The sequence below is a fragment of the Kitasatospora sp. NPDC101157 genome (genome assembly GCF_044768255.1).
Lineage (GTDB): Bacteria > Actinomycetota > Actinomycetes > Streptomycetales > Streptomycetaceae > Kitasatospora.
Genome location: NZ_JBIWPL010000012.1, coordinates 220,327 through 240,624 on the forward strand (window position 1 = coordinate 220,327; position 20,298 = coordinate 240,624).

Sequence of the window (20,298 nt, forward strand, 5' to 3'; positions counted from 1 at the left end):
GTGGGATGGGGATCATGAACGCCACCGACTTCGCCGTCGAACTACGCTCCGTCCGCCGGACCTACCGCCGCGGGCCCGAGCCCGTCGTCGGCCTGGACGACGTGAGTGTCGGGTTCCCGTTCGGCACCTTCACCGCCGTCATGGGCCCCTCCGGGTCCGGCAAGTCGACCCTGCTGCGGGCGGCGGCCGGCCTGGAGGCGATCGACGGCGGCGAGGTGCGGGTCGACGGCACCGTCCTGGGCGGGCTGCGCGACAAGCAGCTGACCGTGCTGCGCCGGGAGCGGATCGGATTCGTCTTCCAGTCCTTCAACCTGCTGCCCGCGCTGACCGCGGCGCAGAACGTGGCGCTCCCGGCCAAGCTGTCGGGCCGCCGCCCGGCGCCCGCCGAGGTCACCGCCGCGCTGGCCGCGGTCGGCCTCGCGGACCGGGCCGGGCACCGGCCGGGCGAGCTGTCCGGCGGCCAGCAGCAGCGGGTCGCCATCGCCCGGGCGCTGATCACCCGCCCCGCGGTGCTGCTCGCCGACGAGCCCACCGGAGCGCTGGACACCCGCAGCGGCCGCGAGGTGCTCGCGCTGCTGCGCGGGATGGCCGACGACCGCGGCCGGGCCGTCGTCATGGTCACCCACGACCCGGTCGCCGCCGCCTACGCCGACCGGGTGCTGTTCCTCCGTGACGGCCGGCTGGACGGCTCGCTGGAGCGGCCCACCGCCGAGCAGGTCGCCGCGCGGATGACCGCGCTGGAGGCCGACGCGCCGGGGACCGACTCGACGGCGGCTCACCCGTCGAAGGCTCACCCCTCGAAGGCTCACCCCTCGGCGGCTCACGCGCCGGAGGCCGCGGCATGCTGACCCTCGCCCTCGCCTCCGTCCGGCTCCGCTGGGCCTCCTTCGTCGGCAGCTTCGTCGCGCTGGCCTGCGGCGTCGCCCTGATGGCCACCTCGCTCCTGGTCATCGCCGCCACCGCCGACGTCCCCGACCAGGGCCGCCAGCGCTACTCCCAGGCCCCCGTCCTGGTCGTCGCCGACCTCAGCGTCGACTTCACCCCCGCGACCGGCGGCGACCCCCAGCCCACCCCGGTCCCGGCCCAGCCGGGCCTGCCCGCCGAGCTGCTCACCGCCGTCGCCGCGACCGGCCCCACCGTCGCGGACCGCACCTTCTACGCCCAGCTCGCTGACGGCCCGCGCGACCAGGTCGGACGCGCCTGGTCCGGCGCGGCCCTCGGCGGCTACCGGCTCACCGCGGGCACCGCCCCCGCCGCGGACGACCAGGTCGTCATCGGCGGCGGCCGCCCGGAGCAGGTCGGCACCCGCGTCCGGTACGTCACCGCCGACGGCCCGCACACCGCGACGGTCTCGGGCGTCACCGAGGCCGAGGCGTTCGAGCACGCCGTCTTCTTCACCGACGCCCAGGCCGCCCGGTACTGCCCCGCCGTCGACGTGCTGGCCGCCTTCGGCCCCGCCGACGCGGTGCGCCGGGCCGTGGACGCGGCCGGCGGCGCGGCCGTCGCCCGGGTGCTCACCGGCGCCGAACGCAGCCAGGCCGACCCGCACCACACCGCGGTCAGCGCCCGGCTGGACGACGTGCAGACCCCGCTCGGCCTGTCCGCCGCGGTCTCCGGCGGCACCGCCGTGTTCGTGGTGGCCGGCACCTTCGCGCTGTCGATCGCCCAGCGACGCCGCGAGCTCGCCCTGCTGCGCCTGATCGGCGCCACCCGCCGACAGCTGCGCGCCCTGGTCAACCGGGAAGCCCTGGTGGTCGGGGTGCTGGCCTCCGCCGCCGGGTGCGCGCTCGGCGCGGCCGGAGCGGCGCCGGCCGGCCGCTGGCTGGTCGACCACGACATGGTGCCGTCCGGCTTCACCGTTCCGATCACCTGGTGGGGACTGCTGGTCGCGGCCTCCATCGGGCTGCTGACCGCGATCGGCGGTGTCCTGTTCTCCTCGGTCAAGGCCGGGCTGATCAGCCCCGGCGAGGCGCTCGCGGAGGCGGACGCCGAACGGCGCTCCCGGCTCGCCCTGGCCTTCCGCTGGACCAGCGGCCTGCTGGTGCTCGGCGGCGGCATCGCGGCCCTCGCGGTGACGGCCCGCTTCTGGCCCGACGCGGCGGCCAACGCCGCCGACTCGCTCGGCCTGCTGCTGAGCATCGTCGCGGGCTTCGTACTGCTGGCCGCCGTACTGGCCGGCCCGGCGATCCGGCTGCTGACCGGGCTGCCCGCGCTGACGGCCCGGCTGCGCGGCCGCCCCGCCGAGGACGGCGGCGGCATCGTCTGGGCCACCGCCCGGCAGAGCTCGCTGACCGCCTTCCGGCGCACCGCCGCGACCACCACCCCGGTGGTGCTGGTCATCGCCTTCGCCGGGTGCCTGCTCGGCAGCATCGACACCATCAACCGCTCGCAGGTCAGCGAGGTCCGCCGCCAGCTGTCCGCCGCCGACCTGGTCGTCACCCCGGCCGGCACGCCCGGGCTGAACCGGGCCGTGGTCGACCGCGTCCGGTCCGTGCCCGGGGTGCGGGCGCTGGCCATCACCCCGACCTCGCTGATGACCGTCGACCCGACCGGCCAGGCCCTGGTGCCGCTCAGCGCCGCCACCGCGGACCCGGCCGCGCTGGCCGAGGTCGACCGCCTCCCGGTCGTCGCGGGCTCGCTCGCCGACCTCGGCCCCGGCTCGGTCGCGCTCAGCCGCACCTGGCCGGGCTCGCCCCGGGTCGGTGGCCAGGTGTCGGTCCGGCTGGCCGACGGCACCCCGCGCGACCTCCGGGTCGCGGCCCTGCTCGGCACCGGCGCCGAGACCGTCCAGGCCTGGGTGAACGACTCCGACGCCGTCACCGGCGGCATCGGCGGCCCGGCCCTGGCCACCCGGATCGACCTGCGGCTGCTGCCCGGCACCGACCCCCGACAGGCCGCCACCGCGCTGCACGGCGCCGTGGACGGGCTCGGCGCCCGGCTCACCGCACCCACGGAAATCTGGTCCAGCGCCAGTGACAGCACCGAAAAGGCCGCCTGGAACGCCCTGTTGATGATCCTCGGACTGGCGATCGGCTACGCCGCGATCGCGCTGGCCAACTCCCTGGTGATGACGGTCAGCGACCGCCGGCAGGAGCTCGCCCTGCTGCGCCTGGCCGGCGCCACCAAGGCCCAGGTGCTGCGCACCGTCGCCGTCGAGACACTGATGTGCGTGGCGGCCGGCACCGTCCTGGGTGTGCTCGGCACCGTGATCAGCGTCGGCGGCTCCTGGGCCGCCCTGACCGACCTGGTCGGCCCGACGCCCGCGGTCATCCCCTGGACGCCGATGGGCGTACTCGCCGCCGCCTGCGCGGCCATCGCCCTGACGGCCGCGGTGCTCCCGGCCGCGCTGGCCCTCCGCGACCGCGACGGTCGGACCGTCCTGCGTCCCGCGGCGGGCGCCGCCTGAGTGCGGCGGTGCCCGCTGCGCCGCTACGGCGTTCGAGCCGGACCCGAGCGAAGGGCCGGCCGGACGAACGCACCGTTCGTGCACCCTTCCGCCGGCCCGCGGGCGTACGGCTGGGCCGATCCCCCGTCCCGGCCGACGCCCCGCGAGCTCACCGCGCCGGCCCGCCAACGCCTCATCGCCGCACCCGGCTTGCCGCTGGGGTTCGAGCGCCGCACCGTCACCCTCCTCCACCGCGGCGGCGACACACCGGCCTGCCGGTCCTGATGGTCCACCTGGTGGTCACCGGGCGACGGTCCTGGTCACGGCACGATCGCGGCCATCACCTCGCCGAACCGCGGGGTGGCGGACGCCCCTGTCGGCTGATCACCCGGTACGACCACCGTACGAACCCTCCTGACGGCGCAGCCGCCGTGGCGCCGCCGGGAGGGCCTGCCGGTCCGCGGCTAGCGTGTCCGCATGGAGGCTCAGGAACTCGACCTCGCCGCGCTGCGCCGGGTGTACGGACGCCCCGGCAGCCGGTGGTTCTACACCCGGGTGGCGCGCAACGCCCGCCACTGGGGGTGGACCGAGCCCGGGCAGTCGAAGTGGCGACTGTGGCGGGCGCAGCGGCAGTTGGAGGACGTGCTCGGCCGCAAGCTGGCCCTGCCCGCCGGGTCGCGGGTGCTGGACGCGGGCTGCGGGGCCGGAGTGGTGGCCCGGGCGATGGCGACCCGGTTCGGGCTGCTGGTCACCGGGGTCGACGTGCTGGACTTCCACCTCGCCGAGGCCCGTCGGCTGAGTGCCCGTGCCGCGCTGGACGGCCGGACCGTCTTCCACTGGGGCGACTACCACGAACTGCCCTTCTCCGACGAGGAGTTCGACGGCGCCTACTCGATGGAGACGCTCGTCCACTCCTACCGCCCGGCCCGTGCCCTGGCCGAGCTGCACCGGGTGCTGCGCCCGGGCGGGCGGCTGGTGCTGCTCGGCCCGATGAGCACTGGGCCGCTGGAGGAACTCCCGCCGATGGCAAGGGCGTTGCTCGAACCGTACCTGGACGCGATGGCGATGACCGGCGCCCGGCTCTACCACGCGGGCAACCTGCCGCAGCTGCTCGCCGAGGCGGGGTTCGAGGTCGAGGAGGCCCTGGACGCGACGCCGTACTACACGCCCACGACGGAGGCGGTGCACGCGTACTTCCGGCTTCCGTGGGAGGTGCTGCGCCGCTTGGGCGACCCGGCACGATGGCTCAACCTCCGTTCCACGGTGGAGATGTACGACGTGCGCGAGTACGTCGCCTGGTACGTTCACACTGCCGTCAAGCCCGCGAGGTGAGCACCGCCGTGGACGAGCGCTCCGCCCCTCTGCCGTACCCGAGCGGCTGGTTCTGCGTCGGCCGGACACGCGATCTGCCGCCGGGCCGGGTGCGCACGGCCCGGCTGATGAACCAGGACGTGGTGCTGTACCGGACCCGGCGGGGGGCGGTGCGCGCGATCGGTCCGCACGGTCCGCATGCCGGCCGGCCCGCTCGATCGGGCTGTTCCGGCGGTGGGTGGGGCAGTTCTGTCCCGGGGGGTTCGGCGGCGGCCGGGGTGGCCGGAGAGGCTCAGCCGGCCGGGGGTGTTGAAGCGCCCGGTGGTGGTGTGGCGCCCTTTAGCGCTGAGGCGCCCGGGGCGGCCGGCGGCTCCCGGACCGGGTCGGGCAGTCCGGGCACCGACCGGCCCTCCGACTGCCAGCGGCGGGCCAGTTCGGCGTAGATGGGCGCCTCCGGGTCGGGTTCCGGAGGGTGCCCCGCCCACTGCAGGATCGTTTCTTCAGCCATCGGCCGAGGCCACGAGGCCGAGGCCACCCCAAAACTGCTCACATCCACCCAACGCGGCCCCCGCGCACCGGGTCACGGCCACGTCAACCGGGCGGTCCGCGCGTCCACCCCTCGCGGGCCGCCCCGGGTGCCGGGGGGCCGGATGCCGGGTCCGGCTCCGGATGCCGGGTCCGGGTCGGGAGCGCGCCTCAGCGCCGTCGGCCCGCCGCCAGCAGTTCCGCCACCGTCGCCAGCTTCACCCGCGGCCGCCCCTGCGCCGCGCCCCGCTCGCGCTCCGCCCGGTCCACCGCGCGCAGCTCCTTCAGCCCCGTCGCGTCCGGCCGGCGACGCCGTACCAGTCGCTCGAACTCCGCGCGCCCCGACGGCGGTTCGGGCAGCACCCGGGCCACCGCGTCGTCCAGCAGCGCCTCCACCGTCTCCCGGGCGCAGGCCCGGTTGGCGCCGATCCCACCGGACGGTCCGCGCTTGGCCCAGCCCACCACGTACGCGCCCGGCAGCGCCCGTCCGGTGGCCGGGTCGACGACCCGTCCGCCGCGCTGCGCGACCGTTCCGGTCCGCTCGTCGAACGGCAGCCCCGGCAGCGGGACGCCCCGGTGCCCGATCGAACGCACCACCAGCCCGGCCCGCAGGGTGTCCCTATCCCCCGCGACCGCGAGCGGCTCGCCGTCCGCCGTGAGCGTGGTCCGCTCGACGGTCAGCCCCGAGACCCGGCCGTCCTCGCCGGTCAGCTCGACCGGCGCCGCCAGGAAGCGCAGCACGATCCGCCGCGCCGGCCCCGGCTCCGCGCCCCCGTCGTGGCGCACCAGCGGCAGGCCGGCGAGCAGCCCGGCCCGCGAGTCCGGCGCCGCCGCCTCGATCGCCCCCCGCACCTCCGGGTGGTCCTCGACCACCAGCTCGACGCCGGGCAGCCGGGCCAGCGCCAGGAACTCCGGCCTGGTCCAGGCCGCCTGCTCGGGCCCGCGCCGGGCCAGTAGCACGACCTCCCGGACCCTGCTCCGGCGCAGCGCGGCCAGCGCGTGGTCGGCGATGTCGGTGGCGGCGAGCCGGTCGGGGTCGGTGAGCAGGATGCGGGCGATGTCCACCGCGACGTTGCCGTTGCCGACCACCACCACCCGCTCCGCGGACAGCTCCACCGTGTCGGCCGGCACCGTCGGGTCGGCGTTGTACCAGCGGACGAAGGAGGTCGCGGGCAGGCTGCCCGGCAGGTCCTCGCCGGGGACGCCGAGGCGCCGGTCGGCGGCCGCGCCGACCGCGTACACCACCGCGTGGTGGTGCGCGGCCAGCTCCTCGTGGGTGACGTCGGTGCCGACGTCCAGGTTGAGGTGCATCCGCAGCCGGGGGTCGTGGAAGACGCTCGCGAAGCTCTCCGCGATCCGTTTGGTGGACTGGTGGTCGGGCGCCACACCGTGCCGCAGCAGACCACCGGTGACCGGCAGCCGGTCGATCACGGTGAGCTCGGCGCTGGTGCAGCGCAGCAGCTCCTGCGCGGTGTACCCAGCGGAGGGCCCGGTGCCGACCACGGCGATCCGCAGCGTGCCGAGCTCGCCGGGCAGACTGCGCGGAAAGCTGGGCGCGCCCCAGGCGTGGTCGTTGGGGTGGTCGCGGAACCAGTCCCGGTTGAGGTCGCCGAAGACGACGTCCGGCCCGCGCAGCCGGTCGACCGGGAACACCGCGTCCACCGGGCAGGCGTCCGCGCAGGCGCCGCAGTCGATGCACGCCTGCGGGTCGATGTACAGCATGTCGGTGCTGCCGAACTCCGGTTCCTCCGGGGTCGGGTGGATGCAGTTGACCGGGCAGACGGACACGCACGAGGCGTCGTTGCAGCAGGTACGGGTGATCGCGTAGGCCATGGCCGGGGTGGGGTCCTCGCTCTAGCTGGTCGGTCGTCCGGGGTGGTCGCTCCGGCTCGTCGTTCTGGTTCGCCGTCAGAGCATGTGCACGCGGCGGTAGACGGCCGCCGAGCGGCTGGTGAGCAGACCGGCCTCGGCGAGGAACGCCATCAGGTGCCGGGAGCTGTTGCGCATCATCGCCTTGCGGTGCTCGTTCTCCTTCACCTCCGCGAGCGCCCGCGCGACGTCCAGGCCGGCGGCCTTGTACACGCCCGGGTGCACCATGCTGCTGACGATGACGTACGCGCCGATCGCGATGCCGGTGGCCGAGGTGCGGCGGCGGGCAGGGCCGGCGTGGCGCATCCGCTCGCGGATCTCCTGCCGGGCGAACTTCATGTGCCGCGACTCCTCGACCACGTGGATCCGGGAGGTGCCACGGACGATCTCCAGGACGTTCTCGCCGCGCATCCAGTCGCGCTGCATGACGTCCAGCACCTCCTCGGCCACCAGGATGCCGCCGTAGGCGAGCTCACCCTTGGCGAGTGCCTTGAAGGCGCGCCCGGCCTGGGCGATCACCTTGTTGGGCCGGTAGGCGGGGACGCCCATCTTCTGGCAGGCACGAGCGAACATGATCGAGTGGCGGCACTCGTCGGCGATCTCGGTGAGCGCGAACTGGAACTCGGCGTTGGCGGGGTTCTTGAGGTACTGGTCGCGGAGCACCATCTGCTGGAGGATCATCTCGAACCAAATGCCGGTGTTCATGATCGAGCAGACCTCGTGCCGGGTGAGGGTGACCCGCTGTCGCTCGGTCATCTCGTCCCAGAGCCGGGTGCCGTAGAGGGTGCTCCACTCGGGGTTGAGGCCGTAGTGCTCCTCCGGGAGGGGGGCGTCCCAGTCGATCTCGGTCATGGGGTCGAAGGACAGGGTGGCGGCCGACTCCAGCAGCCGCTTCGAAACGTCGTCGTCGGCCGCCGTGTGGCCGTGCTCGGTCGCCTGCCGGGTGAGAGCCATGGCTGCCTCCAGGTGCCCGCTCCTGCGGGTTCCCGCTCCCCCGCTTATTAGACGGACAGTACAATAAGAGCCGAGCGCCGAGAACCCCCCGCGCAAGCGCGAACGGACGCGAACCCGAGCGGCGCGCGCCGCACACGCCCGCCCCCACCACCCCGGCCCGCCGAAAAGCATCTCCACAAACGAAAAGTCGGCCGGGCCGACTTCCTGTTCAGCCGACGCGTCCCTCCGGGCCGGGAGGGGGCGGGGGTGGCGTCCCGGGGTGGTCAGGAATCGGCCAGGAGGTGGCGGGCGCGGGCTGTCAGGTAGCGGCGTTCCGGGGCGCTGGTGGTGCGGGAGGCAGCCAGGCGGTAGGTGTGGGCGGCGGCCGCGGGGTCCGTGCCGAGGCGGGCGAGGAGGTGGGCCCGGGTGGCGAGGAGGCGGTGGTGGCGGGCGAGGCGTTTGTCGGTGGCCAGGTCGTCGAGGAGGGCCAGGCCGGCGGCCGGGCCGTGGACCATCGCGACCGCGACGGCCCGGTTGAGGGCGACCACCGGGTTGGCGTCGAAGCGCAGCAGCAGGTCGTACAGGGCGAGGACCTGCGGCCAGTCGGTGTCCCGGGCCGTCGCCGCCTCGCTGTGAACGGCGGCGATCGCGGCCTGGACCTGGTACGGCCCGGCCGCACCGCGCGTCAGTGTGGAGGCCAGCAACTCCAGTCCCTCGGCGATCAGTTCGCCGTCCCAGCGGCCACGGTCCTGCTCCTCCAGCGGTACGAGCTCCCCGTACGGCCCGGTGCGGGCGCCGCGGCGGGCGTCGGTGAGCAGCATCAGGGCGAGCAGGCCGGCCGTTTCGGCGTCGCCGGGGGTGAGGCGCAGCAGCAGCCGGGTCAGCCGGATCGCCTCGGCGGCCAGCCTCGGTGCGGTCAACTCCTCGCCGCCGCCGGCCGTGTAGCCCTCGTTGAAGATCAGGTACAGCACGTGCCGCACCTCGCGCAGCCGCTCCGCCCCGTTCCCGTCCGCCGGGAGCGTCAGCCCGCCGCCGGTGGCCTTGAGCGTCTGCTTGGCCCGGCTGATCCGCTGCCCCATGGTGGCCTCCGGCACGAGGAAGGCTGCGGCGATCTGTGCCGTGCTCAGGCCGCCGACCGCCCGCAGGGTCAGCGCGATCCGGCTCGGCACGGACAGCGCCGGGTGGCAGCAGAGGAACAGCAGGGCGAGCGAGTCGTCGGCGGCCGGGTCGGCGGCGTCGGCCGCCGGGGCCAGCAGCGCCGACCGGGGGGTGGCCAGCGCGATCGCCTCCTCCCTCCGGCGCCGGGCCGCCTCGCTGCGCACCTGGTCGACCAGCCGCCGGCCCGCGACGGTGACGAGCCAGGCGAGCGGGTTCGCCGGCAGCCCGTCCGCCGGCCACTGCACGGCGGCGGCGAGCAGCGCGTCCTGCACGGCGTCCTCGCAGGCGTCGAAGGATCCGCCGCGGCGTCGTACGAGCACGCCGAGGGCCTGCGGCGCCAGTTCGCGCAGCAGGCCCTCGACGGCAGCAGCGGGGGTGTTCACCCGTTCGCCGGCGACTCGTGCAGGATCGGCCACAGTTCCACCGGCTCCAGGTCGGCGAACGGCATGTCGGCGGCGATCTGCTGGGCGCGCTCCGGGCTCTCGCAGTCGAGGAGGTAGAAGCTCGCCAGGTACTCCTTGGTCTCCAGGTACGGCCCGTCGGTGATCACCGGCACTCCTTCGGCGCGCCGCACCAGCTGCGCGGCGGCCGCGTCCGCGAGCCCGTAGGCGCCGATGAGTTCGCCGGTCTCCCGGTACCTGGTGTTGAACGCCTCCTGCCTGGCGATCGCCTCGGGCCAGGCCTCGGCGGGGAAGGAGTCCCACTTGGCCCGGTTGCCGTAGATCATCGCGACGTACTTCACGGTCGTTCTCCTCGTTGTCCCGCCCGCCCCGTCGGCGTGCCGTCACCTCTCGGTCGGAGCCGCGGCACGGGCCTTCGACATCGGCCGGAAGGTTTTTCCCGGCCGGGGGCGGCACGGCGTCACCGCCGGTCGGCCGCGTCGAAGCGGGCGAGGGCGAGGGCCGCGGGTTCGAGGGCGTGCGCGAGCGCCGTCAGGGTGGCGGGCTCCAGGCCGCCGAGGGCCTCGGAGAGTTCGTCGGCCACGTCGTGGGCGATCTCCGACGCCACCGTGCCCGCCTCGACCCGCGGCCCGAGTTTGCTGACGGCGGCCGCGGCGCGGGTGGGGGTGAGGAAGGCGGAGGCCTGGACGAGGAGCCAGGCGGGGACGCCCGCGGCGCCCCCCGGTGGCGGCAGGTAGGGCCGGGCGCCGTCGTAGCGGTCGTCCTCGGCGAAGGCCTTCTGCTTGGCCTTGACGACGGGCCGGGCGGCGTCCGACTCGTGCCATTCACCGGCCGGTTTGAGCACGTACCCCTCGGCGAGGTTGTCGGCCAGTTCCGGCAGTCCGAACAGCGCCGGGACCCGGCTCGTGAAGGTGACCGGGAGGTCCTGGAGGGCGTTCAGGCTGCCGCGCCCGAGCAGGGGTACGCAGGTGAGGCCTGCGGCGGACGCGGCGGACCGGAGTTCGCGGTCGGGGATCCAGCACCGCTCTCCGGCCGTCTCCACCGTCGCGTCGAAGGGCAGCCAGCGCAGCCCGGGGGCGTACCAGACGCCGGTCTGCACGGGCTCGGCTCCGGTGACGGCGGGCACGTCCGGGTGCGGGTAGCGGCCGCCGGCGAGTTCGCCGTAGACGGTGACGACGGCGGATTCGCCCCGGGTCGCCCGGAGCACCGCCGCGAAGCGCCCGGCCGCGACGAGGAGTTGCGGCCAGATCCGGCTGACGCCGAAGAAGGCGTCGAGTTCCTCGTCGCCCAGCAGGTCGCGCCGCTTGGCGGGCCGCACGGAGGGGCCTTCGCAGATGACGGCGAAGTGCGCGCCGTGCACTTTCTCCGCCGCGATCCATTCGCGGCTCCCGGGCGCGGCGGGGCGCCCCCGGGCGGGAATCTTCGGGTACGGCTTCAGCTCGGCCACGAACAGATCCTCGTCGCAACGCCGCCCCGTGGCAACGGAATTCGAGCCGGTCCTCAGCGCCCGGCGCCGGTCGCCCACACCCGGGCGAGGTGGGCGTGCAGCAGTTCCTCGGCCTCGGCCGCCGTCCGGTGGCCGAGGAGCACGTGTGCGGTGAGCCCGTCGGCGAGGGCGAGGAGGGTACGGGCTTCGCGGCGGGCGTCGACGGCGTCCGAGGCCTCGGCGACGAGCCGGGCGAGCAGCCCTTCGAGGTCGGCGTAGCCGGCCCGCAGGGCGGTCGCCAGGGCCGGGTTGACGGCGGCCGCGGCGAGGAAGGCGAGCCAGACCCGCGCCTCGGCCCGGTGTTCGTCGCGCAACAGGGCGACCTCGCCGACGACGTGTCCGACGGTGCTGGCGGCGGACTGGGCGGGGCTGCCGACGACCCGGCCGTGGGCGCGTTCGGTGACGCGGGCGCCGATGTGGCCGAGGGCGAACTGCAGCATCTCCTCCTTGGTGCGGAAGCAGCGCTGGACGGCGCCCATCGAGACGTCCGCGCGGGTGGCGACGTCCCGCAGGGTGACGCCTTCGAGGCCCTGGGCGTCGATCAGCGCGCACACGGCGTCGGCGATCCGTCGGCGCCGGTCCTCGTGGTCGACCTGTTTCGGCATGCCACTCCCCGCACTTCCCGTCCGCCCCGAACGCCCGCGCCCAAGGGTCCGCGGCCCCGAACGCCCGCATCCGCGCGCCCGCACCACCGCATTAATCCGATGCAAGCGTATCGGATCCCCCGCTAAGGTTCCGATGCAACCGCATCGGAACCAACCCGAGGAGCCCCCTCATGTGGCAACTCCCCGCGACCGCCATCGCCGCCGCCGTCCGCAGCGGCAAGGTGTCCGCCCGCGAGGTCGTGGACGCCCACCTCGCCCGGATCGCCGAGGTCAACCCGCAGGTGAACGCCGTCACCCAGCTGCTCGCCGACCGTGCCCGGGCCGCCGCCCGGGAGACCGACCGGGCCCGGGCGGCCGGCGAACGGCTCGGCCCGCTCGCCGGGGTGCCGTTCACGGTGAAGGAGTGCATCCGCATCGAGGGCGTCCCGACCACCTTCGGCACGCCGCGCTTCCGCGAGCTGATCGCCCCCGCCGACGCCGTCCCGGTGGCCCGGCTGCGCGCCGCCGGGGCGATCCCGATCGGGCACAGCAACATGCCGACCCTGATCCTGGCCGGGATGCACACCCGCAGCGAGCTCTACGGCGACACCCGCAACCCCTGGGACGCCGCGCGCACCCCCGGCGGCTCCAGCGGCGGGGACGGCGTGGCGGTGGCCACCGGCATGTCCGCGCTGGGGCTCGGCAACGACTCCGGCGGCTCGGTCCGCATCCCGGCCTCGTTCTCCGGGGTCGCCGCACTCAAGCCGACGACCGGCCGGTTCGCCGCCGACCAGCGGATGCTGGGCCCGGACGACCCCGGACCGGCCTCCCAACTCCTGGTCACCGACGGCCCGTTGGCCCGTACGGTGGCAGACCTTCGGCTCGCCTACGAGACCCTGGCCGGGCCGGACCCGCGTGACCCGCGCGCCGTCCCGGCCCCGCTGTACGGCGAGCCCCTGGACGGCCCGACGAGGGTCGCCGTGGTCGCCGACCCCGGCGGCCACGGCGTCCACCCCTCCGTCCGCCGCGCCGTCGAGGCCGCCGCCGAAGCCCTGCGCGACGCCGGGTACCAGGTGGACGAGGTCCCCGACGTCCCCCGGTTGGACGAGGCGCTGAAGGCCTACCAGCAGCTCACCAACACCGAGTTCACCCCCAGCTGGCCCGCCGTGCGGCAGCTGCTGGGCGAGGGCGGCGACCGCTACATCGAGCTGACCATGCGCCACAGCCCGCCCGTCGACGCCGCCGGGCTGATCGGGCTCATGGGCACCTGGATGAACATCCGCCGCTCCTGGACGGAGTTCCTGGACGCCTACCCGTTGCTGCTCGGCCCGGTCTTCACCGAGCCGGCGGTGGAGCCCGGCCTGGAGTCCCGGGACGAGGCCGGGCGGGCCCGGGTCGCCTCGGCGATGCGGCTCTGCTCGGTCACCAGCTTCGTCGGCGTCCCGGCGGTCGCCGTCCCGACCGGGCTGGACCCGGACGGCCTGCCCACCGGCGTGCAGCTGGTCGGGCGCCCGTTCCGCGAGGACCTCTGCCTGGCCGCCGCCCAGCACGTCGAGGACCGGCTCGGCACCCTCACGCCGATCGACCCCCGGGTCTGAAGAAGCGGCCCGCCCACCACCGAGGGGCCCGCGGCACGAGCCGCCCGTGGCACGAACCGCGCGGGGACGAGAACCGCGCCCGGTCCGATGCACGTGCCCGCGGCCACCACGGCGAGCGACGCCGGCACCCGACCGACGCACCCCACCGGCGAGCGACGTCAACGCCCCGCCGGTGCGGTCTCCGCCTCCCGGAGCGAGGCGGAGAGGGCGCGGGCCTCGTGCTCGGTCATCCGCGGGGTCTCGTACGGTACGGCGTTGACCCAGCGCTGGGTCAGCCGGGCGATCCGCTCGCCGTAGCGCCGCGCGGTGAGCAGGTCACCCCGCGATCCGGCCTGCTCCGGGCCCAGGTCGGCGTGGCTCTGGCTCATCAGGCCCAGCCAGGAGCCCAGCCGGTTCAGGTCGTCGCGGCTGCCACCGCTCCAGTTGTTGCCCGGCATGTCGCCCACGCCGATCCACTGCATGCCCAGCTGCGCGGCGAACACGGACAGCTGCTGGAGGACGGTCAGCTTGTCGCCGCTCTGGGAGGCGGACATGGTGAACCCGCCGGCCAGCTTGTCCTTCCACCCCTGGGTGACGAACGGCGTGAACGCGGCCTCCATGAAGGCCTTGAACACCGCCGACACACTGCCCATCAGCGTCGGGCTGCCGAACACGATCGCGTCGGAGCGGTCCAGCAGCGCCAGCACCTCCGGGTCGTGCCAGCGGCCCGCGTTGACGTCCTCGGCCCGGAGCTCGGCGAGGTGCACCTCGGCGCCGGGCACCAGCCGGGCTCCCTCGGCGAGGTGCTGGGCGAGCACCCGGGTGTGCCCGTGCACCGAGTGGTGAACCACCGTCACGGTGACCGTCGGCGCGGCCTGCTCACGGTCAACGTCCTCGAACGCCATGTCGACTCACTGCTCCCTCGGTGGGTGACTCCTGCTCACCGCCCATTTCAGCCGGTGCCCGGGCAGGCATCAACGCCGAAGACCGGCGCGCAGCGATCGGTGCCACCGATCGATCGCCACGGACGGGCACGACGGCCCGCCGGACAGGCCCTAGCCTGGCCCCGTGGACAGGATCGAACTGGAAGCGTTCGTCGCGGTCGCCGAAGAACTCCACTTCGGCCGGGCCGCCGCCCGCCTGCACCGGGGGCAGCCCACCGTCAGCGACGCCGTCCGACGGCTGGAGAGCAGCCTCGGCGGGCGGCTGTTCCACCGCACCAGCCGCCGGGTGTCCCTCACCGACCTCGGCGCCGAACTGCTGCCCGACGCCCACGCCGCCCTCGCCCAGCTGCGCCGCTTCCAGCAGCGGGGACGCGCCCTGGCCGCCGGTGACCGGACCGGCACCACGCTGGTCGTCGGCCACGCCGAGTACACCGGCCACCAGCTGCTGCTGCGCTGCCTGCCGCAACTGCGCGAGCGCTTCCCCGACGTGACGATCGTGCCCGAGCCCATGCCGACCACCGCCGTGCTCACCGCCCTGCGGGCCGGGACGATCGGCCTGGGCATCGGCTGGGCGAGCGACGGCGTCACCGGCGTCCGCGCGCGGGTGCTGTCCACCGAGCGGTTCACGGCGCTCGTCCCCGAGGCCCACCCGCTGGCCGACCGCACCGAGTTGAGCGCCGCCGAACTCTCCGCCGCCGCCCTGCTCACCTGGCCGCACCAGATCAACAGCGGCCTCTGCGACCGCCTGCTGTCCGCCTTCCGGATCGGCGGAGCCGATCTGCGGATCATCCGCACCGCCGACAGCGTCCAGGCCATCGCGGCGCACGTCGCCGCGGGCACCGGCATCGGCATCACCGTCGAGTCCGCCCTCGACCACCGGCCGCCCGGGCTGCGCGTCATCCCGCTCACCGGTCCCTCCACCACCGCCGACCAGGTCGTCCTCACCCCCGCCGACCCCTCGGAGCCCGCCGCCGCCCTGCGCGACCTCCTGCTGCACGCCGCGGGGGGGGCCGTTCCGACGCCGACGCCCACAACCGCTACTCTTCGTGTCGAATGAGCCCCTCTGCGTGAGAGGATCGCCGCACAGTGCGATCCGATCCCGAGGAGTGGACATGGCCGAGCGCCAGCGCGGCACCGTGAAGTGGTTCAACGACGAGAAGGGCTACGGCTTCATCACCCCGGAGTCCGGCCCCGACCTGTTCGTGCACTTCAGGGCGATCGAGGGGAGCGGCTTCAAGTCCCTGGTGGAGGGCCAGAAGGTCACCTTCGAAGCCGTCCAGGGCCAGAAGGGCATGCAGGCCGACAAGGTCCAGGTCGAGGGGTAGCACCCGGTGGATCCGTGCGCGCCCGGGCAGCCGTCGGCCGTCCGGGCGCGAAGCCCGCGCTACCGCGACCGCAGTCCGGCCAGCGTGCTCCGCACCTGCTCCGCCACGGCCGTGGGCAGCGTCCCGTACTTCAGCGCCTCGCCCGTCGCCTGGCCCGGCCCGCTGACCGCGTAGGACGCCAAGGCCGCCACGACGGCGGCGGAGCCCCCGCCCCGCTCGCAGAAGCCGAGGTAGCCGAAGCCGACCACGGGATATCCGCCCTTCACCTGCCGCTTGTAGTCGAGCTTGACCGACAACCGGCTGTCCGAGGTCTCCACCGTGCCGGTCGCGGCCATCGTCCCGGCGGCCTGGACGCTCGGGGCCACGTCGGAGTCACCGGTCCGCACCCGGACCGCGGGGAGGTTCCCGACGTCCTTCAGCGGGACGACGCCGATCGACCCGGGTGTGCCGGCGATGACGCCGGGGATGCTCGCCTCGGTCGTACCGGGCGCGGCCTTCAGCGTGGACTCCCAGACCGCGTCCACCTCGTACGGCCAGCCGCCGGCCTTGCTGAGGTACTGCTTGAACACGTAGCCGGACCACGCCTGGCCGGCCGGAACCCGGATGTCGATCGGGGAATCCGGCAGCACCCTGGCCGGGTTGAGCGCCCGGATCGCCGGATCGTTCCAGGCCTCGATCTGCTTCTGGAAGATCTTGGAGAGCGTCGGGGCGTCGAGCACCAGGTCCGTCGCGCCGGGCACGTTGAAGACGACCGCGACGGGGGCCACCGTGACCGGGAGTTGGGACATCCGGCCGTCGGTGCAGTGCCGGCCGTACTGGAAGGCCTGCTGGTCGGTCACGGCGGTGTCGAAGGCGATGCCGTCGGCCTCGGCATTGGCGAAGGCGCTGGCGTTGGCGTACTTGAACGGATCGTCGGTGCGGTCCGTCGGGGGCCTGTAGCTGAGCTCGTCGTCCGGGCATGCCTTGCCGAAGTCCGCCGTCCACTGCTGGACCAGGGCGGCCTCCATGCCGTCCGCGCCGACCGTGGCCTTGCCCGCCGGGGCGCAGCCGACCCCGGAGGGGAGCGCGGACGGCCCGGTCCGCCGCTGCTGGTCCTGCCAGGCGACGTAGCCGAGCGTGCCCGCCGCGGCGACCACCACGGCGGCCACCGAGGCGCCGATCACCAGGGCCTTCCGCCGACGGGGGCGACCGGGGCCGACGGCCGGCGGGGACGGAGCGGCGGCGGGCGGCGGCCCGGGCGGCGCCGCGGGCGCGGGGACGACCGGATTGGGGGCCGTCGGCGTGGCGACCGCCGACGGGACGGCCGGAGCCACCGGCCCCGTCCGCAGCTGGACCGTCCACTCCCGGGCACCCTCCGCGATCATCCTCAACAGCCCGTCCACGGTGGGCCGTTGCGCCGGATCCTTGGCCAGGCACCCGATGATCAGCGGGTACAGCTCCGGCGCCAGCCCGGCCAGGTCCGGCTCCTCGTAGACGACCCGGAAGCCCACCGCGTGCGAGGAGTCCGCGCCGAACGGACCGCGCCCGGTGGCGGCGAAGGCGAGCACCGAACCGAGGGCGAAGACGTCGGTGGCCGTCGTCGCCGTGCCGTCGCGGAACTGCTCCGGCGCCATGAACGGCGGGGTGCCGACGGCGACCCCGGTGCTGGTGAGCTGGGTCTCGCCCGCGCTGCGGGCGATGCCGAAGTCGATGACGCGCGGGCCGTCCTCGGCGAGCAGGACGTTGCCGGGCTTGAGGTCGCGGTGCACCAGCCCGACCCGGTGGATCTCCCGCAGGGCCTCGGCCAGCCCGGCGGCGAGGCGGCGCACCTCGGGCGGGGTCAACGGGCCCTGGCCGGCGACCCGTTCACCGAGGGAGGGGCCGGGGACGAACAGGGTGACCAGCCAGGGCGCCGGGGCGTCGGCGTCCGCGTCGAGCACGGGCGCGGTGAACGCACCGCTGACCTTGCGCGCCGCCGTGACCTCCAGCCGGAACCGGGCCCGGAACTCGGCGTCCGCCGCCAGTTCGGGCCGGATCACCTTGACCGCCACCTGCCGCCCGGACACCGACCGGGCCCGGTAGACGACGCCCATCCCGCCCGCGCCGAGCCTGCCCTCCAGGAGGTATCCGCCGATCTCCCGCGGATCGTGCTCCACCAAGCTCACGTGCCGATTCCCCCCAGGCGTGTACGGCCGACCGGCCCAGCCTAGTGCGGCCCCCGTTCGCGGACGGGAGGCGGCCCGGCGGGCCACTGGCCGGGGAAACAGAACGGCCGGTCGATTCGAGGATCGACCGGCCGTTCGCTGTGCGCGAGGGGGGAGTTGAACCCCCACGCCCTTTCGGGCACTGGAACCTGAATCCAGCGCGTCTGCCTATTCCGCCACCCGCGCATCTGGGTGATGGGTTAACTATAGACCACCTGGAGGGGTGCCTCTGACCACCTGGAGGCGGCCGGCCCCTGGTCCGCCCCTGTTTGCCGCGGACGACGCACGGCCGCCATGATGTGCCGCCACCACGAAGCGGAGCGAACCAGCATGGACATCCAGGTCACCTACGAGGCCACCACCGAGGACATCGTCGCCTCGGTGACGGCGAACGCGTCCGCCCGGCCCTGGCTGCGGTGGGCCATCGTCGGGCTGTGGCTGCTGCTGGCCGTGGCCTGTGCGGCCGCGGGCAGCACCTGGTTCGCGATAGCCGCCTTCTGCTTCGGGTTCGTGCAGGTGGTGAACATCACCGCGGGCGGCAGGCGGATGGGGCTGAAGGCCGCCCCGCGCTACGTCGGGGCGACGACCGTCAGGCTCACCGACGACGCCCTCCAGCTGACCACCCCGGCCGTGGACCGCCGCATTCCCTGGTCCGCGGTCAACAAGGTCGCGCACAACCCGGTGGCCTGGGCCGTGCTCTCGCAGAAGGTGGGCACCCCACCCCAGTCGGCGACGGTGCTCAAGGCACCGTTCACCGAGGCGCAGCGCGCCGAGTTCGACGCGTTCCTGGCATGCCTGCCCAAGGTGAGCCACAAGGGCCGGAGCGCGAGCGAGCCGCTCGTACGGCCGGCCGCCGGCTGAGAGTCGCCACACCGAGCAGGGGGTCCGGTCCGCATGGAGCTACGGCAGCTGCGCTGCTTCGTCGCCGTCGCCGAGGAGTTGCACTTCGGCCGGGCCGCCGAGCGGCTGCTGCTCGGGCAGCCCGCCGTCAGTCAGCAGGTCCGGCGGCTGGAAAGGGAGTTGAAGGTCGAGCTGTTCGACCGGTCACCCCGGTACGTGCGGCTGACCCCGGCGGGCGAGCGGTTCCTGCCGGCGGCCAGGGACGTCCTGGCGGCCGAGGACGCCGCCCGGGCACTGGCCGCCGATCTGGCCGCGCCCGCGGTGCTGCGGCTGGGCACCGTCAGCGGGCTGGGCGAGCGACTCGACCTGATCCTGGACACCTATCAGCGGCAGGCGCCGGGGGTACGCGTCGAACTGCAGTCGGTGCCGGTGCGGGAGCGGCTGGCGCGGCTCTCGGACGGGCGGCTCGACGCCGCCTTCGTGCGCGGGGCGATCGCCGAGAACAGCCCCGAGCTGCGCTTCCTGCCGGTCTGGCAGGACGAGTTGGTGCTCGCACTGCCGGCCCGGCACGCCCTCGCGCAACGGCCCGAGGTGGATCTCGCCGACCTCGCCACCCTTCCGCTCCGGCTCACCGACCGCGGCAACAACCCGGCGCTGGTGGACCTGGTGACGGGCGCCTGCGAACGGGCCGGCTTCCGGCCGGTCCTCGGGCCGGCGCACGGCGCCCTCCAGGACACCCTGGCCTCGATCGGCACCGGAACCCCGATGTGGACGGTGGTCTACGCCGCCAACGCCCGGATGACCAACTCCCCCCGGGTGGCCTTCCGGCCCTGCCGCACCCCGCTGGCACTGCCGACCTCGCTCGCCGTACGGCGGTCCGCCCCGCTCCCCCGACTGCTCCTGACGGCCTGCCGCGAAACACCTCCGACCTGGAACGATCAGGATTCGTGATCGCTGTCGGAGCGATTCGGGTCTGGGTGCGGGCGGCCTGATCGGGTGGACTGTTCCCAGCCGGGGAGACCGGCGGAAGAGCCGGACGGAAGAGCCCGGCCGGAGAACCCGTTCAGGAGCCGAAGATGCCGATCGTCACCATTCAGCAGGGCCCGCGCAACGTCGAGCAGAAGCGCGAGCTGGTCAAGAAGGTCACCGAGGCGTTCGTGGAGGCGCTGGAGGTCCCCGCCGAGAGCGTGTACGTGTGGATCCAGGAGTACCAGCCGGAGAACTGGGGCGCGGCCGGCAAGCTCACCGCCGACCGGTAGTCACCGGAGGCAGCGAGCGGGCCCGCCGGGACCACCCGGCGGGCCCGCCCCGTCCCGCCGCGTTCGTCCGTCCGCCTGTCTGTCCGTCCGCCTGTCTGTCCGTCCGTCCGTCCGCCTGTCCGTCCACCGGATCGGGTCCTCGACCAGCCCGTGGTCGCACCTCGACGACTTTCTCGCCAACTCCGACCGCTTCGACACGGACCCGCGCACCGGGCCGATCCCCGCGGTGGCCCGATCCCGAACTCCCGGGCCGGCAGGGCCGAGTGGCCGTCATCACGTCCGACGAACACCGGGACGCCGTCGCCGATCCGGCCCTGCGCCCTCCGACCGACTTCCCCTCAGTCCTGCGACCTGACATGGCCTGAACTCGACAACACCGGGCGGCGGTGGAGTTAGCCTGACGACATGGTTGCAAACTACAAGGAAGAAGTGGCCATGACCGACCAGGAGTTCGTCAGCGCACCCGCCTTGATCCTCCGGTCCCTGGTCTCCGACCCGCACCGGCGAGCCATCACCAC

18 protein-coding genes, 1 tRNA gene and 1 pseudogene are annotated in these 20,298 nt (G+C 74.6%); 10 read left to right on the forward strand and 10 right to left on the reverse strand.

The window, feature by feature from the left end; translation table 11 throughout:
• Positions 1-14: 14 nt before the first annotated feature.
• The 4 genes and pseudogenes from ACIRVF_RS23905 to ACIRVF_RS23920 form a co-directional block, all read left to right on the forward strand.
• Complete coding sequence (locus ACIRVF_RS23905; RefSeq protein ID WP_402821206.1) at positions 15-848, forward strand: ABC transporter ATP-binding protein; 834 nt, start codon at positions 15-17, stop codon at positions 846-848.
• Positions 842-3,406, forward strand: a complete 2,565-nt coding sequence (locus ACIRVF_RS23910) for an FtsX-like permease family protein (RefSeq protein ID WP_402821209.1) — start codon at positions 842-844, stop codon at positions 3,404-3,406. The genes ACIRVF_RS23905 and ACIRVF_RS23910 overlap by 7 nt, the downstream gene beginning before the upstream one ends.
• 456 nt (positions 3,407-3,862) lie before the next feature.
• A complete protein-coding gene (locus tag ACIRVF_RS23915; protein WP_402821212.1) occupies positions 3,863-4,717 on the forward strand; it encodes a methyltransferase domain-containing protein in 855 nt (284 codons plus the stop codon).
• Positions 4,627-4,908, forward strand: a pseudogene (locus ACIRVF_RS23920) (Rieske 2Fe-2S domain-containing protein); the annotation flags it as partial. The gene ACIRVF_RS23915 and the pseudogene ACIRVF_RS23920, both read left to right, overlap by 91 nt.
• Before the next feature lie 80 nt (positions 4,909-4,988).
• On the opposite strand, the gene ACIRVF_RS23925 reads toward ACIRVF_RS23920, so the two are convergent.
• The 7 genes from ACIRVF_RS23925 to ACIRVF_RS23955 all read right to left on the reverse strand — a co-directional run bounded on the left by ACIRVF_RS23925 (position 4,989) and on the right by ACIRVF_RS23955 (position 11,673).
• The gene (locus ACIRVF_RS23925; protein WP_402821293.1) at positions 4,989-5,204 is read right to left on the reverse strand and encodes a hypothetical protein; all 216 of its coding nucleotides are present in this window, start codon (positions 5,202-5,204) and stop codon (positions 4,989-4,991) included.
• A 188-nt stretch (positions 5,205-5,392) separates the two neighbouring features.
• Positions 5,393-7,054 carry an FAD-dependent oxidoreductase gene (locus ACIRVF_RS23930; RefSeq protein WP_402821215.1) on the reverse strand — a complete coding sequence of 554 codons (1,662 nt, stop codon included), beginning with the start codon at positions 7,052-7,054 and terminating at the stop codon, positions 5,393-5,395.
• A 75-nt stretch (positions 7,055-7,129) separates the two neighbouring features.
• Entirely contained in the window at positions 7,130-8,044 is a 915-nt protein-coding gene (locus ACIRVF_RS23935) for a diiron oxygenase (protein ID WP_402821218.1), read from the reverse strand.
• A gap of 263 nt (positions 8,045-8,307) precedes the next feature.
• Positions 8,308-9,564 carry an RNA polymerase sigma factor gene (locus tag ACIRVF_RS23940; RefSeq protein WP_402821221.1) on the reverse strand — a complete coding sequence of 419 codons (1,257 nt, stop codon included), beginning with the start codon at positions 9,562-9,564 and terminating at the stop codon, positions 8,308-8,310.
• The gene (locus ACIRVF_RS23945; protein WP_402821224.1) at positions 9,561-9,923 is read right to left on the reverse strand and encodes a YciI family protein; all 363 of its coding nucleotides are present in this window, start codon (positions 9,921-9,923) and stop codon (positions 9,561-9,563) included. The genes ACIRVF_RS23940 and ACIRVF_RS23945 overlap by 4 nt, the downstream gene beginning before the upstream one ends.
• 119 nt (positions 9,924-10,042) lie before the next feature.
• Positions 10,043-11,029: an RNA ligase family protein gene (locus ACIRVF_RS23950; RefSeq protein WP_402821227.1), complete on the reverse strand. Its 987-nt coding sequence runs from the start codon at positions 11,027-11,029 to the stop codon at positions 10,043-10,045.
• 53 nt (positions 11,030-11,082) lie between these two features.
• Positions 11,083-11,673, reverse strand: coding sequence for a TetR/AcrR family transcriptional regulator (locus ACIRVF_RS23955; protein WP_402821230.1), 591 nt, complete (start codon positions 11,671-11,673; stop codon positions 11,083-11,085).
• Positions 11,674-11,843: 170 nt separating this feature from the next.
• Here ACIRVF_RS23955 and ACIRVF_RS23960 point away from each other — a divergent pair, with 170 nt between their 5' ends.
• Positions 11,844-13,250, forward strand: coding sequence for an amidase (locus ACIRVF_RS23960; protein ID WP_402821233.1), 1,407 nt, complete (start codon positions 11,844-11,846; stop codon positions 13,248-13,250).
• A gap of 158 nt (positions 13,251-13,408) precedes the next feature.
• On the opposite strand, the gene ACIRVF_RS23965 is transcribed toward ACIRVF_RS23960, so the two are convergent.
• Entirely contained in the window at positions 13,409-14,134 is a 726-nt protein-coding gene (locus tag ACIRVF_RS23965) for a flavodoxin family protein (protein ID WP_402821236.1), read from the reverse strand.
• Between the two features lie 163 nt (positions 14,135-14,297).
• On the opposite strand from ACIRVF_RS23965, the gene ACIRVF_RS23970 reads away from it, so the two are divergent.
• Both ACIRVF_RS23970 and ACIRVF_RS23975 read left to right on the forward strand, forming a co-directional pair.
• Positions 14,298-15,230, forward strand: coding sequence for a LysR family transcriptional regulator (locus ACIRVF_RS23970; RefSeq protein ID WP_402821239.1), 933 nt, complete (start codon positions 14,298-14,300; stop codon positions 15,228-15,230).
• A 55-nt stretch (positions 15,231-15,285) separates the two neighbouring features.
• Entirely contained in the window at positions 15,286-15,498 is a 213-nt protein-coding gene (locus tag ACIRVF_RS23975; protein WP_402821242.1) for a cold-shock protein, read from the forward strand.
• A gap of 59 nt (positions 15,499-15,557) precedes the next feature.
• On the opposite strand, the gene ACIRVF_RS23980 is transcribed toward ACIRVF_RS23975, so the two are convergent.
• Together ACIRVF_RS23980 and ACIRVF_RS23985 are read right to left on the reverse strand one after the other, a co-directional pair.
• Entirely contained in the window at positions 15,558-17,642 is a 2,085-nt protein-coding gene (locus tag ACIRVF_RS23980) for a serine/threonine-protein kinase (protein WP_402821245.1), read from the reverse strand.
• A 141-nt stretch (positions 17,643-17,783) separates the two neighbouring features.
• Positions 17,784-17,867, reverse strand: a tRNA-Leu gene (locus ACIRVF_RS23985).
• A gap of 144 nt (positions 17,868-18,011) precedes the next feature.
• On the opposite strand from ACIRVF_RS23985, the gene ACIRVF_RS23990 reads away from it, so the two are divergent.
• From ACIRVF_RS23990 to dmpI, 3 genes are all read left to right on the forward strand, one after another.
• Positions 18,012-18,542 (forward strand): YcxB family protein, encoded by a 531-nt coding sequence (locus ACIRVF_RS23990; protein WP_402821248.1) that lies wholly within the window; start codon positions 18,012-18,014, stop codon positions 18,540-18,542.
• 33 nt (positions 18,543-18,575) lie between these two features.
• Complete coding sequence (locus tag ACIRVF_RS23995; RefSeq protein ID WP_402821251.1) at positions 18,576-19,472, forward strand: LysR substrate-binding domain-containing protein; 897 nt, start codon at positions 18,576-18,578, stop codon at positions 19,470-19,472.
• A 125-nt stretch (positions 19,473-19,597) separates the two neighbouring features.
• Complete coding sequence (dmpI, locus tag ACIRVF_RS24000) at positions 19,598-19,780, forward strand: 4-oxalocrotonate tautomerase DmpI (protein WP_030287947.1); 183 nt, start codon at positions 19,598-19,600, stop codon at positions 19,778-19,780.
• The last annotated feature ends 518 nt before the right edge of the window (positions 19,781-20,298 follow it).